The organism is Halochromatium sp. NSM3, from assembly GCF_059621085.1.
In genome coordinates this window covers 200,584-217,665 of sequence record NZ_JCAQIA010000001.1, presented here as the reverse complement: position 1 = coordinate 217,665, position 17,082 = coordinate 200,584, and the positions used below count along the sequence as shown (strand labels likewise).

Annotated in this window: 14 protein-coding genes; 5 read left to right on the top strand and 9 right to left on the bottom strand. The window is 55.1% G+C overall.

Annotation, left to right across the window (positions count from 1 at the left end):
• Entirely contained in the window at window positions 1-840 is an 840-nt protein-coding gene (locus AC54T3_RS01060) for an ABC transporter permease (protein ID WP_496621620.1), read from the bottom strand.
• 36 nt (window positions 841-876) lie between these two features.
• On the opposite strand from AC54T3_RS01060, the gene AC54T3_RS01055 reads away from it, so the two are divergent.
• From AC54T3_RS01055 to AC54T3_RS01035, 5 genes are all read left to right on the top strand, one after another.
• Entirely contained in the window at window positions 877-2,082 is a 1,206-nt protein-coding gene (locus AC54T3_RS01055; protein ID WP_496621619.1) for a GT99 family glycosyltransferase N-terminal domain-containing protein, read from the top strand.
• 17 nt (window positions 2,083-2,099) lie between these two features.
• Window positions 2,100-3,458: a DUF4214 domain-containing protein gene (locus tag AC54T3_RS01050; protein WP_496621618.1), complete on the top strand. Its 1,359-nt coding sequence runs from the start codon at window positions 2,100-2,102 to the stop codon at window positions 3,456-3,458.
• Window positions 3,459-3,528: 70 nt separating this feature from the next.
• On the top strand, window positions 3,529-4,023 hold the full coding sequence (locus AC54T3_RS01045; protein ID WP_496621617.1) for a putative hemolysin: 495 nt from the start codon (window positions 3,529-3,531) through the stop codon (window positions 4,021-4,023).
• A gap of 159 nt (window positions 4,024-4,182) precedes the next feature.
• Window positions 4,183-6,942 carry a C1 family peptidase gene (locus AC54T3_RS01040; protein WP_496621616.1) on the top strand — a complete coding sequence of 920 codons (2,760 nt, stop codon included), beginning with the start codon at window positions 4,183-4,185 and terminating at the stop codon, window positions 6,940-6,942.
• Between the two features lie 117 nt (window positions 6,943-7,059).
• Window positions 7,060-8,025 carry a class I SAM-dependent methyltransferase gene (locus tag AC54T3_RS01035; protein WP_496621615.1) on the top strand — a complete coding sequence of 322 codons (966 nt, stop codon included), beginning with the start codon at window positions 7,060-7,062 and terminating at the stop codon, window positions 8,023-8,025.
• 22 nt (window positions 8,026-8,047) lie between these two features.
• On the opposite strand, the gene AC54T3_RS01030 is transcribed toward AC54T3_RS01035, so the two are convergent.
• The 8 genes from AC54T3_RS01030 to AC54T3_RS00995 form a co-directional block, all read right to left on the bottom strand.
• Window positions 8,048-9,979: a CRTAC1 family protein gene (locus AC54T3_RS01030; RefSeq protein WP_496621614.1), complete on the bottom strand. Its 1,932-nt coding sequence runs from the start codon at window positions 9,977-9,979 to the stop codon at window positions 8,048-8,050.
• 36 nt (window positions 9,980-10,015) lie between these two features.
• A complete protein-coding gene (locus AC54T3_RS01025) occupies window positions 10,016-10,657 on the bottom strand; it encodes a sulfotransferase family 2 domain-containing protein (protein WP_496621613.1) in 642 nt (213 codons plus the stop codon).
• A gap of 15 nt (window positions 10,658-10,672) precedes the next feature.
• On the bottom strand, window positions 10,673-11,365 hold the full coding sequence (locus AC54T3_RS01020) for a hypothetical protein (protein ID WP_496621612.1): 693 nt from the start codon (window positions 11,363-11,365) through the stop codon (window positions 10,673-10,675).
• 12 nt (window positions 11,366-11,377) lie between these two features.
• Complete coding sequence (locus AC54T3_RS01015; RefSeq protein ID WP_496621611.1) at window positions 11,378-12,214, bottom strand: DUF4214 domain-containing protein; 837 nt, start codon at window positions 12,212-12,214, stop codon at window positions 11,378-11,380.
• A 106-nt stretch (window positions 12,215-12,320) separates the two neighbouring features.
• On the bottom strand, window positions 12,321-13,238 hold the full coding sequence (locus tag AC54T3_RS01010) for a peptidylprolyl isomerase (RefSeq protein WP_496621610.1): 918 nt from the start codon (window positions 13,236-13,238) through the stop codon (window positions 12,321-12,323).
• Window positions 13,239-13,295: 57 nt separating this feature from the next.
• Entirely contained in the window at window positions 13,296-14,588 is a 1,293-nt protein-coding gene (locus AC54T3_RS01005; protein ID WP_496621609.1) for an Ig-like domain-containing protein, read from the bottom strand.
• A gap of 137 nt (window positions 14,589-14,725) precedes the next feature.
• Window positions 14,726-16,315 carry a hypothetical protein gene (locus tag AC54T3_RS01000; protein WP_496621608.1) on the bottom strand — a complete coding sequence of 530 codons (1,590 nt, stop codon included), beginning with the start codon at window positions 16,313-16,315 and terminating at the stop codon, window positions 14,726-14,728.
• Between the two features lie 179 nt (window positions 16,316-16,494).
• Window positions 16,495-17,055, bottom strand: coding sequence for a hypothetical protein (locus AC54T3_RS00995; RefSeq protein ID WP_496621607.1), 561 nt, complete (start codon window positions 17,053-17,055; stop codon window positions 16,495-16,497).
• Between the last annotated feature and the right edge of the window lie 27 nt (window positions 17,056-17,082).

The window sequence follows — 17,082 nt, the reverse complement described above, 5'->3', positions numbered from 1 at the left end:
TTAGACCCAATACGGGATGCGCCAGCGGTAGACCGCGAAGAAGGCGAAGGCCACCGCCCAGCCGACCAAGGTGACCGCGAGCGCAACGAGCAGGTTTTCCAGACTCGGTGGTTGGCCGAGTAGCGGCGCGCGCACCAGCTCGAGAAAATGGTAGAACGGATTGCCGGAGAGCAGCAGAGGGCGCCCTGGTAGCATGCCCGGCTCCCAGATGATCGGGGTTAGGAAGAAGATCAGCTGCATGCTGCTTTGCAGCATCAGCGGGATGTCCCGAAAGCGTGCACTCAGCAGGCCGAGCAACAGACCGACCCAGAGCCCGTTGACGAGCAGCAGCAACAAGCCCGGCACGGCCAGCAGCGTCACCCAGCCGAAGCCGATGCCGAACCAGATGGCCAGGCCGATGAAGATCCAGATATTGTGGAAGAAGATGATCAGATTTTCCCAGACCATCCGCAACACATACACTGACAGCGGCGCCGTGAGCTGCTTGATCATGCCCCCGGAGCGCAGAAAGACCCGCGCGCCATCAAGGATGGTCGTGGACATGAAACTCCAGACCAGGAAACCTGCAGCCAGGTAGGTGATATAGGAATCCAGGGCGCGACCGAAAATCTTGCCATAGACCAGCCCCAGCGCGCCGATGAAGATCCCCATCGAGAGCGTGATCCAGAACGGGCCGATCTTGGAACGACGGTAGCGCTGGCGAATATCATGGAGGCCGAGCACGCCCCAGAGTTCGACGTGGCGGAAGCCCTCGCGCAGATCCCGCGCGGCGCGTTCGCGATTGTGCGCGTTGAAGCCTTGTCGGAACTGGGCGATGAGCCAATGCTGCTGTCTCTTCACGAATGCTCCTGCGGAAGCCAGCCGCGTATTCTAGCCATGTTCATTTCCTTTCTCTATCCGTTTCCGCTGCGCGGGCTGCGTGCACCTTTCCTCTGGGTGGCCTTCAAGCAGATGGGCGATCTCGGTGCGGATCAGGTGGCCTTCATCGCCAGCGATGACTATTTCGTCGATCCTGAGCACTATCGGCGCATGGGCCGCTTCGACTGCCATGCGCCGGTGAATCCCGAACTCGGGTTTCGTGTCCCAACCCATGCCGAAGCCGATGGCTTCGCCAGGGGGCTGATCCCGGATCAGCTCTATCAGCGGCTGAAGGCTCGGTGTCTTTCCGATACCCTGGTCTGGCGTCATCTGATCACCGAGGTTGACGACGCACTCGTGGATCTGATCTGCCAGCAGGTCGAGAGGCTGAGCTGCCACGAACCCTGCGAGGCGCTGCTGACCTGGTGCAACTATGCTAGCCTGAGCGAGGCAGCCACGCGCCTCGGCCTGCCGCTGTTGCATGGCGAACTCGGCCCCTTGCGCACGCCCTGGTACCGACCGCTTGGCTACTTGGATTTCAACGGCGTCAACGGTCACACTGAGGCGGCCGCTCGCTGGCGGGCGAGTGCGCCCTTGGCGAATGCGTTTGCCGATATTCCCGCGCTGCGCGCCGCCTTGCGGCTTTATCCGCTGCCGGACCCAACACCGGCGGCTATCGACGCGCGGCTGGGTATCCCGCTGCAGGTCGAGGATGATTCGAATGTTCTGGCCTATGGCAACGGCTTCGATATGTGGCTGCTGATTCAGTACGCGCGGGAAAGGTATGAACGCGGAGATCTCTTGATCCGACCCCATCCGGGCGCGCATCTGTCTCCAGGCGGGGATCTTCGTATCGATGATTCACCGGATTCGGCGGCCTTCGTCAGTCGCTGTGAACGGCTGCTGACACTGAACTCCAGCGTCGCCGTCGAGGCGATGCTGATGGAGCGACCGGTAAGCATCCTCGGCGATTCACCGGCCCGCCACCTTGCTGGTCATGGCCTCGGCGATGCGCGAGTGGCGACGTTGGCCGAGCTAGAATTTCTATTGCTGAATTATTTCGTGCCCTATAAGCTGCTGTTCGATGCCGAGTATCTGCGTTGGCGGCTGAGGCGACCCTCGGAAGCGGCGATTCGCGCGCGCCATCTGCAAACCATGAATGCCTTGCCGTCATCCACATTGGATAGCCTCCACCATCAGGGCGATCGTATCAAGCTACTCTAATATTCAAGAATTTCTATATGGAGCTGCATCCCATGCCAAGCCAGCAAGCCATCGAGCAAATTCAGTCCATGTACATCGCCTACTATGGGCGTCCAGGCGATCCGGCTGGAGTCACTTATTGGGCCGAACAATGGGACGCGGTTGGCGGCAATCTGGATGCCATCGTCGACGCCTTCGGCTACTCGGACGAGTACCTACAACGCTACGGCACGATATCCGATGCAGCGTTGATCGATGCCTTCTATCAGCAGACGTTCAACAGGGCAGCTGATGACGCCGGTTTAGACTTCTATCTTGGTGAACTCGCCAACGGCCGTATGACGCTGGCCAGCATTGCGAAGAATATCTGGGATGGGGCCACGGGCGCGGATGCTCAGATCGTCTCCAACAAGCTTCTCGCAGCCGAAGCCTTTACCGCTCGGCTCGAAATCGAAGGTCGGCTCTACACGTTCGAGAGCATTGATGCGGCGGTGGCAGCGCTGGGCTTGATTGGCCCAACACCTGATAGCTTGAACCAGGGTCAAATCGCCTTGAATGCCTTGGTCGATGCGCTGCCGCAAGAGATTGAGCCACCCGCTGCCATTGAGCCGACCGACTTGGAGCAGTACCATCTTGAACTCATCAATCAGATGCGGGCCGCGCCAGCAGAGGATGCCTCCCGCTTGGGCATCGAATTGAACGAAGGTCTTCCCGAGGGCACCCTCTCCGCAGCACCACGCCAGCCCTTGGCATTCAATCCAGCACTCACCGAGGCCGCGCGCGAGCATTCAGGCTGGATGCTGGAGACCGATCGTTTCAGCCACACCGGCGCGGGCAACTCGACGGCGGGGGATCGTATCGAGACCGCTGGCTACACCGATTGGCAAACTTATGGGGAGAATATTGCCTGGAAAGGCAGTGCCGCCCCGTTGGACGATACCGGCCTGCTTTCCAATTGGGTACTGGAATTGCACGATGCGCTGTTTATCGATGAGGGCATCGCTGGTCGTGGCCATCGGGTCAATTATCTGAATCCGGAGTTCCGCGAGATCGGTGTTGGCATTCTGACAGGGGACTTCCAAAGCTATCATGCGATGATGTTGGTGAACGATTATGCCAGTCGCCAATCTACCCAGGATTTTCTCACTGGTGTAATCTATCAGGACTTGGACGGTGATGCCTTCTACACCCCTGGTGAGGGGGTCGATGAGGTGTTAATCCGAGCGATCGGTGCCGATGGCCTTTATGAAGCCTACTCAATGCGTTCGGGTGGCTATCAGCTTGAGCTGCCATCAGGTGACTATACGGTGCAGTTTCTCACCCCAGAGGGTGCGGCAATCTGGGAGACCGAGGTCACCCTAGCTGGCGTTAACGAAAAGCTGGATTGGATACTTTAAGGGATTCTATCGGAATCATCTTGTAGAACAGAGACAACATACTTAGGGTGAGAGGCCCTTTTGCAGTCGGATGTCTTTGCAACCAATGACCCTGTTTCATGCTAGAAAACGCCTCGTGACGCTGATCGCAGCGCTTGGCCTCACCGGCTCGATGCTCGCCTGCGACGCTGTTCCATCCACGGATGCGCGTTTGGCAAACGCGCTGGCGACTTCAGCACCATCGCCGACACCACCACCAAGCGCCCCAACTAAGCAGGGCTTGGCGAACCCCGCATCGGTGAACTGCACCAAGCTTGGCGGGACGCTGGACATTCGTACGCGCCCCGATGGCGGCCAGTATGGTGTCTGTGTGTTCGAGGACAATCGCCAGTGCGAGGAATGGGCATTGCTGCGCGGCGACTGTCCTGAAGGTGGCATCAAGATCACCGGCTACGAGAGCGATGCCCAAATCTACTGCGCAATCACCGGTGGCGAGGTCGACAGGCAGGCTGGCATCTGTCTAAGCGCGCACGGCAAGCGATGCGGGCTGGACGAGCACTTCGCCGGTCGCTGCCCAGGGGCCTGACAGCCGTCTTGAGCATGATGCGCGGGTGAAAGAGCGCCATGGCGCCGCGCACCATCAGCTCCCCCTCGAGACGGGTGCCAACCATAACCAACTGACCAGGATAAACTACACTACCTGAGCGGGGGCGATTCTAGACGATTTCAAACGAGGGGATCTGGTATGAGCAGCATCAAACCTTGGGCGGCAGCGGTGGTTTTTATTTCGTGCCAGATCCTGCTGTGCTGTTGGCCGCCTACAGCCAGTGCCGATTTGTGTACGCCACGGCAGTTTGATGCGCAGGAGCGCGAGGTGATGCGCGCCTATATCGCTTACTACGGACGCGCGGCCGACGCCGGTGGTCTAGCCTATTGGGCTGAACAACTGGCAGCAGGCGGTGGCGATCTCTCCGTGATCATTGAGCCCTTCGGGGCCTCTGCGGAATTCAATGATCGCTACGCCATGCTGGATAACCGGTCGCTGATCGAGAATCTCTACCGTCAACTCTTCGGGCGTGACCCCGACGCGGCTGGATTGGCGTTCTATACCGAAGAACTCGCAGCAGGGCGAATGACCCTGCAGACGATCGCGCTCAACATCATCTACGGTGTGCAAGGCGACGATGTCGCGGTGGTTGCCAACCGTCTGGCCGCCTCAGAGTACTTTGTCTCTTGCCTAGAGCAAGGCGTTTTCGACTATCCAACGATTCCGGTGGCCGTCAGCGTGCTCAGTGCCGTGAGCAGTGCGCCCGAGAGTCTTGCCGACGCTCGGGCTGGAATCGATGGCCTCGCCGATGTTGCGGGTAACCAGCCACCTTACGCGGGACCGCTCTCGTTCGTTGCCAATGAAGGCATCCTGTACGTCGAGGCTCAACTGATTGGCTTCGATCCAGATAACGACATCGTCAGCTTCCAGCTCTTGTCTCCGGCCAATGGTGCAGGCTATACAGATGCCTATGTCGGCAGCCAATCGGGGCGTCTCTACCTCACGCTCGATGGCAGCTCGGAGACGGTTGAGGTCCGCTATAACGTCTCCGACGGCCAACTCTTCAGTGAACCGGCGAGCCTCGTTATCCGCATTTCCGCCGCGACTGAGGACAAGGGCACCGGGGCCGAAGAGGTGGATGCGGCGACCTATGCGAGCTTCAACATCGTGCGCCCTTGGGGTCACTTGCTCGGCGCACCGGGATCGGAGCCGACGATCCCGCGTGCCGTTGACCTGAGCGCAAACTTTCCCATCCCGGGCAATCAGGGAGGGCAGGGCAGTTGCGTCGGCTGGGCCACAGGCTACGCGATCAAAAGCTACTTCGAGAAACGCGAGATCGGCTGGGATCTCAGCCGCCGCGAGCATGTGTTTAGCCCAGCGTTCATCTTTAATGCCATCGCGCTACCCGGATGTGAGGGATCCTATCCGCACGAGGCACTCAGCCGGCTCTCGACGGTCGGTGCAGCCACCATGGACAAGATGCCCTACACCGATCAGGAGTGCCGTACGCAACCCAGCGCCGAGGCACTGCGCCAGGCCAACAACTTCCGCATCCAATCGTGGGGAACGCTGCGCACAGTGGCCGACATGAAAGCGCAGCTCGCGAATCGGCGGCCGGTCTTGCTCGGCATCGAGACTTACCCGTCCTTGAACACGCTCAGTGGTCCAGATGCCGTCTACAATAATTTCTCGGGCAACCCCCAAGGCGGACATGCGGTAGCCATCACGGGCTACGACGATGACCGCTATGGTGGAGCCTTCCGCGTGATCAACTCCTGGGGTACAAACTGGGGCGACGGCGGTTACTTCTGGCTTCCCTACAGCGCCGTTTCAGACCCGCGTGTATTCATGGCTGCATACAGCGTCGAAGATAGACCCAATGACGAGTCGCCGCTCGATCCGGTCGATCCACCACCACCCCCACCAGCGCTCGATTTGCCCAATCTCGAGGTTCTGACCTGGTCGGCGAACTATGATCCACGTCCTGGAGGAGCGGGAACGCTGGAGTTTGAAATCGCTAACACCGGCACTAGGGTCGCGCCTGCGGGGGCCTACGTCAATCTGATGCTCTCTCTTGACGAGCGGATTACCGGCGACGATATCTTTGTCATCTATGAGCCCATCCCCTTTGATTTGCAGCCAGGCGGATCGGCTTACCGAGACGCTGCGAATGCATTGCAGTTCCAGTTTCCAGATACCCTAGCCCCAGGCACTTACCTCATGGCTGTTTGGGTCGATGATTTAGACAGCGTCATCGAATCGAATGAAGACGACAATGTCTCTTTCGGCGACCAAGTGCAGATCGAGAGTTCGCTACCAGACCTCGTCATCGATAGCTGGTATGCGGAGTGGCAGTTCGGCGCCGGTAGCCTGACTTACGAGATCGTGAATCAGGGGGCCGGTACCGCCAGCGGCGGCTGGGACGTCAACTTGATGCTGAGCGCCGACGATGTGCTCGGTAACGGTGACGATCTCTACCTCGCTTACGAGACCACACCCTTCCCGCTCGCACCGGGCGAGTCTGTGTATCGCGATGGGAGCAGCCCGCTCAATTTTTCCGTCGACTGGGTAGCGCCAGGCCGCTACTTGATGGCCTTGTGGGTGGATGATTTGAACAGCGTTGCCGAATCCAATGAGCGCAACAATGAGTCGTGGGGCTGGGAGGCCGTCTCTTTTGGTATGCAGGGACAAGCGTTAGGGAGTTCGCCGAGCGAACCAAGCCGACAGTACAATGCCCGTCGGCTGCCAGAGAACGCCCAAGTCTATCGTGTCAGCATCCATCCCGATGCCAATGGGTCGCCGGAAATGCAGGTGCTTGGACAAGCGAGCGAGAAGAAGATTAGCGGCCCACAGCGCGGAACAGGTGAGATCTTGCCGAGCAAGACCAACGCCGCTGCCAATCCGCGCCTGTTCCCGGTACATCAAGCAACACCAATGTCCCTGGAAGAAGCAAAGTGAAAGGACGCTCCGTCGTCCTATCCTCCTCTCGCCCCAAACAATTCTTAAGAAGGTTAACTGGGGCAGGCGACACTTATCCTGAAATGAGGGATCACCGCGCAGAGAATAACCCGACTGATGAATAATAAACCTGACATCGCCGAGACCCTCGGACGCTTCCATCAGTCGATGCCACGCCTGGTGGGTAGGATCAAGAACCGCTTCGGCACGACCGCGTCCCAACGTCCATCAGGGCCAACCTTATTGGAATTCCGCGATCGAGCGAGCTACGAGCAGTATCGGTCCCGCAGCGCCGATATGATCGCTGAGCGTCAGCGTGTGACCGAAGCCTGCAAGCAAGCCGGCGAGCGTTTTCATATCCACGGCTATTGCGATCCCTGCGAACAATTCGTCGACTTGCGCGTCGATTACCAGGGCACGCCAAACGCGAGGGCGAGCGGACAACCGAACTGGCGTGAACGCCTCGTTTGTCCCTGTGGGCTCAATAACCGGATGCGAGCGGCCATCCATGTCTTTCGCCATCATTGTCGCCCGCGAGTAGATGATCCGATCTATATCACCAAGCAGGTGACGCCGCTGTATCGGTGGTTGGCCAAGCATTACGCCAACGTCAGCGGCAGTGAATATCTCGGCAAAACGATCCCATTTGGGACTCAGCGCGAGGATGCTGTTCGCAACGAGACCTTGACCGCGCTCTCGTTCCCGATCGAGACCTTTCAATACATCCTGTCATTCGATGTGCTCGAGCATGTGCCGGGCTATCAACAGGCCCTCGCTGAACTGCATCGGGTGCTGCGTGCCGACGGTGTGCTGTTGTTTTCCGCGCCGTTCATCTCCGCCCATGCTGAGACCACGATCAGAGCCCGTCTCGATGCCCAGGGGGAGATTGAGCACCTGTTAGCGCCGGAATACCATGGCGATCCCTTGAGCGATGCCGGCTGCCTATGTTTCTATCATTTCGGCTGGGATCTGCTCGACACCTGTCGTGCTGTCGGCTTTCGCGACGCCTATGTGGTCGCGCTCTGGTCGCGTAAATTTGGCTATTTGGGGCCGGAACAACTCTTGTTCATCGCACGCAAGTAGTACGAGCACGACATCGACCCGTTCAGAGCGACAATGCGCTTGCCCCGCCGTTCTCGACGAAGCGCCAAATGCGGTCGGCTTGCAGGTTTTGATGCTCGGTCACGTTGCCAGATGGCCATTCGATGCGAACGCGCTCGATGTGCGGGTGCGGACCCAGGCCGACGTGCAGGCGCCGGAAGTCTTGGACTCGCCCGTGGCTGCCGTTGTCCATGATGCGAACCTGGCTGACGCCGCCGGCGGTGATGACGACCCGAGCACCGATGCCGTTGCGATTCGACTCAGTTCCAACCAGATCCATCTGTACCCAATGGTTGGCGTTGCCCCGATTGCGAAAGAGTTGATCCGGTCCATTCGCGAAGGGTGGGAGTTCGTGGCCGTTGCGCACGAATAGATCGAGGAAGCCATCGAGATCGTAATCCGCGACCGCGACGGATTCGCCGAGCCCGACGCTGCTGCCAGCCGCGCCCCCAGCGAATGGTACGCGGCGGAAGCGGCGATTGCCGAGGTTCTCAAGCAGGATATTGGAACGATTCCCCAGATAGTCGCTGCAGACGAGATAAAGGTCGATATCCATATCATTGTCGAAGTCGCCACTGGCACCGGCGAGACAGTTGTCGCCCTCAATGTCTAGTGCGCGTGCTGGGCCGAACCCTTGACCCAGCCTGTTCCACTGCACGAACTGCGGCAGGGCGCGCAGCGAGGGATCGAAGCCCTCGACCTCCAGATCCTCGATGGAAGCATCGCCACGAAGCTCCAGGTTGACGGAATTCCAGCGCGTTGCGCGCAGCTCCACGCGCCATTCCCGTGCATCCTTGTCGTAGCCTAGGAAGAGACCGGCCTCGCCCTCGGTCAGACCCGCGACCGCTGGGTCTTGCGCAGAGAGCTGAACGGGCATCTCGGCGGGTGGGTGTCCGGTCTCTCCAATAAAGAGTTGACCCTTGTCCCACCAGTGGCGTCCGCGTGGATAGGGCTGGACGCTAAGTTGGTCAGGGCCGCGAAAACGGAGCAGGACGTTGCGATCGGCATCGGCTTGTAGCCGCGCAGATATAAGGTCTGGACCGGGTTGCGCAACGCTCGGCGCAATGAAGCCTCGTACGTACACAAGATCAAGCGCCAGATCATTGTCGAGATCGGCGATCAGCAGGTCAGCGACCGAGTGACCAGGCAGTTCGGTCAGACCCAACTCGGCACTAACGTCAATCAGCTCACCCTCGCGCGCCTCGTGAACGAACAGCGCATGCGGAGGGCCCGTGACCAGATGTTGGATGCCCGGCTCTCCCAACTGGCTCAGATTGGCGATTTCCGAGGCGTGCAGGAATTCCAAAGGCTGTCGCGGATACTGCTCTTGCTCTGGATCCCAGCGAAACAACGACGGCGGTGCGTCCGGACGGGCAGCCGCAGTGATGATCAGGTCCAACCAACCATCGGCGTCCAGATCGAGCCACAAGGGTGAGCGCGTGCGCATACGCCCGGCGTCGACACCAAACTGAGCTGCACTATCTCGCAGCATGCCGTCGTCATTCAGATACAGCGCATTGGGATCCTCGGCTTCGCCTCGACCGGCACCGGAGACCTGGATGAGATCTTCATCGCCATCATTGTCGAAATCGGCCCAGGCGGCAGCATGTCGATCCGAATAACGGATGGGAGAGACCTGCGCTTCGGTTTGATCGACGAGCCGCCCATCCCCCAAGTTGATTAACAGGCGTTGAGGGCTATGGCCGCTCGCCCAAAGATCGGGGCGCCCATCGCCATTAGCATCGCCCCAGGCTGCGCCATAGCTTTGGCCTTGGTAAGGCGGAATAACTACTTCCGTGGTTGCATCCTCGAACCAAATAGGATTAGGCCCTCTATCTTGCTCGGGAACATCGATCGTCAGAAAGGCGAGCGCAATACCTATTAACAGGACAGAGGCGAAGAGCCATGTCCCGAGACGAGCCTGGAATTGGATCATTGTCGTCCAGGTCGCTCTTCGACTGGCACCTCAGGCTCACCGATAGCCAAAGGAGCGAAAGTCGTCGGCATAGAGCGTTTCCGCAAGAGCGCGCGTCTCTGAGGTGAAATATGCCTGATAGGCTCCACGCTTACTCGGATTAGTGTGCGGTAGATGCGGAGGGTCGATGCGCAGATGCTCGGCTACCTCTGCCATGTCATCAGCGAGGGCTTCAAAGCGACAAACCTTGTCCAAAGGCTCATCTTGTGAGCTTTCTAGGAACTGAGCTTGGGAGCCCGTCGAACGGGTACAGTTGCGGCGATCTTTGTCGAAATAGGCAGAGTTCAGAAACTCACTGAGATCCTTACACTCCTTTGCTGGAGCAACACCTGGGTGATCCCATTCCTGATAGAAGTAAAAGGCCGATACCAGTCGGTCGAGTGGATGCCGGACAATCGCAAACTTATAGTAGCTATTCCAGATGTCCGAACCGACGATCGTTTTGACTTGGCTAGCAGGGGAGTGCTTGTGCAGCTTAAACCGCTGCCCATAGATGGCTTGAATCTGTTCGCCGTAGTGAGTACCGCCGAGTTCAATATCATTCCAGCCGGTGTACTCACTGAGCCAGGAAGTGACAGAGGTTCCCGCCGTCTTAGGCACATGCAGGAAGATGAACTTGAGGCTGTGATTGATGATCATCGGAGCTGTGTAACATCAAACCCCATGCTTATTACATAAGGTCTCAAAGCGTCTCTTAGCCTGTGAGTAAATCTTCTCATTCTCCCGCTGTGCCCAGCTGACCTCGTTGAGCAATCCCTGTTCACGGAGATAAGCAGTTGCATTCTCATATTCGCTGGCCCGATTGAGTCGAAGCTCAGAAACTTTTTTTAGGATTTCATCCTCACATTCGTGCTGAAATATCTTGAAAAACAAGGCGACACTCGCTTCGAATTCCTCGGTAATTCCAATATAATCCAGGTCATTAACATTAAGACCACCGAGCATATAAGGGTATATATCACGATATTTCGGCATCATTGCAAACTCTTCCAATCTGATGCCGTCGGGAAGTCGCTCGTTTCGGCTATTACCGATATTTCGAAGGTAGTGAAAATAATGAGAAACAATTCGCTCCGTGGGGTTACGAAGCATAGTCGCGAACCGAATCTTCTGATTTAACCCTTGATATTTTGATAATACGAAGTGACCAAAAACGATTTTAGTCTTTTGATTTAGCCCACGGGATCGAAGTTCTTGCAATCGTTGTCGTCTGCGAAAAACATGCTCTGGTCGATTCGACATTGGGATGTCGTCATAATCAGTAGCCAACGTTTCTTTGTACGCTTCCTCGAGCAAGAATCGTAGTGTTGTTCCGCCAGCTTTCAGCATGTGCAGAAAGGCTATCATCTCCCGTTTCGCTCATGGGAGCAGATCAAGCCGGAGGTTCCCATCCCCAATAGTATAGGTCTTGCCGTTGAGTTGAAACGACCGACCCTCAAGTGCTTGCTCAAGTACAGCATCAGAGAATTCGATTGTACTTATGCAACGAACAGTCACATTTTCGTCATCGATATTTGATATCGAGATTTCAGAGTAGTAACAGCTAGCCGCTTTTTCCGTGGTCTTGAATAAGACGTGTTTATAGGAAGCAAAATTCCTAGCAAGCTCTCCAGTAGCGGTTAGCGCGGGGCCAATGGTCTCTGGATCACTACTGACGGGGCTGACTAATTCTACGAGAACTTCCGCCGGTATCTCCGGCCAACTACTCGGGAGCTTTTCAATTTCCGTGATGTAGTAACGCGCAACCTCGAGGCGGTTCGTTACTGTCTCGGCATCTTCGTTTACTGCACCAAAGACAACGTCCAAGGCGATCGTCTGTAGACTGGCTTTGTCAGAAGCGAGCTGATCAAGGTAAAAATTAAGACCTTCAGGCTCTACACGACGGCCAAAAAGCTGATCAAATAGACCTGTGACAAGTTCTTCGTTAGACAAGGCGCCATAGCGCTCTTGGAACTCTTGTGATTCGCCAAAAGCCTGAATAATAGCTGTGAGGTCACCCCCAGCAGCATCAAGCTGTTGACTCCAAAATGCGAGGCCAGCGGGATCGGCCGGTCTTCCGTAATATGCAAGATAAGCTTTTAATACGAGGTCTTCGCTTTGAGAGAAAGGGCGTGTGTCGGCGCTAAACGCTAAGTGTGCACCAAACAGGATTGGGATTAAAAGGAGAGATGATAGCAGAATATTGCGAAAAAGCATTAAATTTTAGCCAGTGGAATAGGACGATGGTGCGTTAGATCGTTGATCAAGAGACATCACCGCTATGCGGCCATCACAAGTCTATGGAGAGTGAAGCTTGGTAAACCTATAAAGTATGGTCTCCAGTCAGTTCCTGTAATGTTTTCTCCAATGCATCAATGTTAATCTCGGCTGAATCTGGACCGGAAACACTGTCAATCCAACGCTGCTGTGATTTCTCTAACCACTCCTTACGTAAAGAAGAGATTAAAGGTTCCTTGACTTCCTCGAACGTTTTTTCCTGAGCCGGAATTTTTTCAACAAGTTGAATAAGATGGACACCGTATTCGGTGACCACTGGATTGCTAATTTCTCCTACAGCCTGTAGGTTAAATGCAACCTGTTCGAAAGCTGGTACCATTCGACCTTTGGCAAAAGGATCTAGCAATCCACCTTGATTTGCGGTAGATGGGTCATCGGAGCGTTGTTCTGCGATATTAGAGAATATAGCTCCCTCTTCGAGTTCTTCAAGTAGTTTTTCCGCCTCCTTTAGCGCAGAATCTAAAGAATCTTTATTATTATTCGTTTTGAGGAGGATGTGTCTAACCTGAACGGTTTCAGATTTCCAAAATTTTTCGGGATTTGCGTGATAACGCTCCTCGGCTAGTTTCTCGAAATTTGGTGATTCTTGCAGAAGTTTATGCCGCTGAGATTCGATTGCAGCCTCCGCAAGAACCGACTCCTCCGCCCTCTTAAGCCTTAGGCGGACAATGTTGTCGTTATTCAGGCCTTCGCTCAACGCAAGATTAGCTAGCACCTTACGGCGATACAACTCATTGATTAGATCGGTAATGTACTTCGTGCTACCCGTTCCTTGGGAGCTATGTTGAGGTTTATTTGCCTTGAACTCAGACTCCACATCTTCCTTAGTAATGACGACCTTTGCTTGTTTGCTTTCGATCAAAAAAGATTCGGAAGCATAACTGTTAGCAAGGATGCAGCACGCTAAGAGAAATATAATTTTTCTAAACGCTTTACTAGACATTTTAGAATCCAAATACATCCACATTGAAAGCCTTTATTGCGGTTACAGACCGTCAAGCTACCAGGCATTCATATACATACGGCAGTCAATAGTGCGATTACAATCTTCTGCAGACACTTCATTGCCTTGAAAATTTGTTGTTGAGCCCGTCGCCTTGAATTTAAGGTAGAGACTCTCATAACTACCACTAGCACCAGTAGTATCGAGGAACTTGCATCCAGGATTATCTATCCCAGGAAACTGAATAGGTCCGGAAAAAGCGATGCTTTTGGTTGGTTGCAAATAAAAGCACTTTGGCTCTAATGGGTTCATATTGCGACTGAGTTCCTCATCGGGACGATCTGACAACCCAAATATATAGGAGCCAAATTCATCCAGGGTTTCTGCAGTTCTTAGCCTCACGGTCGGCTTGATTGGTTTACCATTGTTAGTACGAAGTCGCGACATATAGGTGATATTCCCTTGAAGTGAAGCCGTCCAATCGCATTGAGGCTTCACATCTACTAACGGATAAGATTCAGGTCCACAGCCCCAGTGGCTCTCCCCATCATCGTTAGGCGGCGAAAAAATCGCTATTGTATAATTTTCTCTGTCTGGGTGGAACAATGGTTCGGATACACGACCGGCCAATTCATCTTCCAGGGTATACCAAGCCCCATTCCAAGTTTGGCCAAAACAATCAGCACCCCCGGCCACAGGATCACATCCACCATTGTTGTTATTTCCATTGCCGTCATCGTTGTTACCCGGCGATATCAACACTGTTAGCTTTGCCTCGGTTCTAGCGTTCTGGCTATCTTTAATCCAAAAGACAAATGTATCCGTTGCAGAATGTGTCAATGTTGAGGGTGGCGAATACACAATCTTTTGTTGCTGTATACGTGCGATCCCCTGTGTTTCGCCAACCGCTTCGACCGAATCAAGTGTTATAGAATCACCCGGATCAAGATCTATTGCAGCAGCCAGTACATCGATTGTTATGCTGGTGCTGCTAGCAGTTGCATTTGCTTGCTGATCACTGATTCTCGGTGGAGTATTTTCTCCAGAATCTCCGCCTTCAGGTACTATCAAAAAGCTATCGGTTTGCCGGATGGCAATGTTCTCTCCATTGAGATTCAGAGTGCGGCCTTTGAGTGCTTGCTCTAGGATTTCATCAGGCACATCAACAGAGCCGTTACACTCAATGGTTGCTCCATTTGCCTCGATACCCGAAACAAGGATTGAAGAATAGGTACAGCTAGCAGCCAGAGAGCCAGACTGATCAAATAGATTAGCAATTTGGGATTTAGCACCGGACGGGGATACCAAGACCAAGGCTGAGATGGCAGAGATAATGGTATTTCGGTGCATGAGTGACTCGTTAAGGATATGAAAAAAGCGGAATATGATGGCTAGATTGCAGAATTAAGTTTGGACGACCTGTGGCCTCCTTCCCTGGAGACCCGGTTTAAGCCTTCATCCGAGGCTAGGCTCCGCTAAAACTTGCTTTACGGAGTCGGCTGGATGATCGTTCGCTGAAACGCGTGCTCCGAAGTAACACCATAGGTGCGAAGCGCATTTCCGACCACTCCATTGTTCAAGGTTTTCATCGAAAATCCGATTGTTGGAAGACCCTCGAAAATGATCCCATTATTGCTTTGGATTGAACCTGCATTTGGAAAGCCGAGGCGCATCCAGCCTGAATCAAATCCGGCCTCGCGATCCACAACATAGTTGTGCTGCGATGAGAACAAGTCATCCGAGCCGAAATTCAAGATCTGTGACTCGTCGCAGATCGAATTTGTTGGGATGGGCGTCACAGGCGGCGGCGAGGGTAGCACCTCCCCAGTCGGCGTAATTGGAGAATTTTCTTCCCGGTCATAGTAGTCGAAATCGACCGTGACACAGGAAACGCCATTCCTGTAGAGCTGCTGAAACGGCGCGACTGGTGCAGAGAATGCGCCGTCATCTACATAGAAGTTTTTGGTTGGAAATGTCACGACCCAAGCGGTCTGGGTCTGTGCAGCACCACCCACTGCATACTCGTTGATCACATCGGTCGCGGAAAATAGGCTACTAACGGCTTTAGCACCTCCCTCGATCTGTCCAGTGAAATCCGCAGAGATTGGTATGCCATTCGCGATCTGAGCCGATATTTCGGGGAAGGCGAAATTAAGGTTCGGCGTTTCCAACTGCGGCTCTGCATTAATGTCTAGGGGGCTCGGATTGTTCAGAACCTCAACAGTGTTCGGGTTGAAGAAGTTTGACAGCATCGAGATTGGCATCCCCCCGGCAACACCTTCATCAACTTTGATTAAGTTGGCGGCTACCTTCAGGATATTTAGAGGCTCACAATACTCAGCCCTAAATGCGTCATTTCCAGTAACAGCAGCACCATTAGGTGTTGTAGTATCGTTACACTGCATCGGCCCAGATCCCAACGCCGTCACCGGGTTGAGAACTGGATTATAGACTCCCGCCAGGTAGGCGCAATTCTGAGTGGGACCGTGAACTGCAAGACTACCCAGCTCGCTCTCATTCGGGTTAGGCGAGGCAACACCCATCTCGATAACTTCGATATAGCCTTCCTGAGCCCGTTCAATCGACGTTGGACCACCATCAGGAGGCAGCACCGACCCACCCGCATAGGCGATGTTCGTCATATCAAGCTGTTTGATATCACGGCCGTCTGCGGTTTGACCGACTACAACGAAGCTTCTCTGCCTGTCGCTTCCAACCCAAGGTGCGGTACAACTCGTGTCTGCGGTTTGGATGTAGGGCGTTTCACCATCAGCGCCCATGGAGACGGTCGCCGTCCAAACATCGTTGGGTGACAGGAAGACGTTGAAGTCGCGAGCGTCTCGGCTGTTCGAACCCTCCCGGAAGCGAATCTTGAATGCGACCACGTAACGATCAGAGGTGTTGACAACGCTGATATTCGTGTCGTAATTATCCCGAACCGTGTAATAAGGAACGAGAGCCACTTCGCCCAGGCCTGTGTCAGAGTGGCTAACAGCAAACGCGGGCGCCGATGCACCTGCCGCCAGTGCAGCCGCGATGGCAACCGCTGTCTTTTGTCGTGTAAAGCTAAGCTTCATTTCAGGTCTCCCTTGTAGGGTTTACGAAACGTGAGAACCGGAGCCGGTGATGCAACGTCTGGCAGGAGCGGGGGCAATCCAACACACGCAGCCCAACGCACGATGAATATAACCTAAGACCGTGATGGCGTACAGCCATAGCCCAGGGCAGCCTATCCATCGATCGCGTTAACGCGACATCAGTCACGCACATACCACCAGTCTCCTTCGGAGGCGATCCATCGCTCTTTCAGGGGCCGGCGGTTGGTGTAGGTGTCGCCAGTGGGCATGGGCGCCTCATATTCCAGCAACACCTTGACTTCCGCCCGGTCTCCAGTCTCCGACACATCCAAGTGCTGGACTTCGGCGCCGAGCCAACGAACGGCACTACCGAATTGGGATTGAAATTCTTGGGGGGTCATTGTGTCACGGTAGCCTGGCGTCTCATATTTGTAGGCTGCGGCAAAATCCCCCTTGGCGAGAGCCGTCCAGCGTGCCTCGACGCGCTCCCAGAGCCGAGCTTCGGGCGTGCCGGCCTCTGGTTTCTCTTGCTGCTTGGCAACCGATTTATGGGGCTTCACAGGGATGGAGTCCTCGCCATCGCTGGCCTGCCGCGCCTTCGCCTGTTTCGGTCCGCTCTCGGCGGCATCGACTGCTGGTTCCTGCTTTTCATCACCGATGGCTGACAAGCTGACCAACAATGCTCCCATCAACGCGGCTATCAAAACAGAGGCGACTTTGAGTTGGCCGTTACTTGTCATATGCAACACTAAGTATGTCAGCTAAGC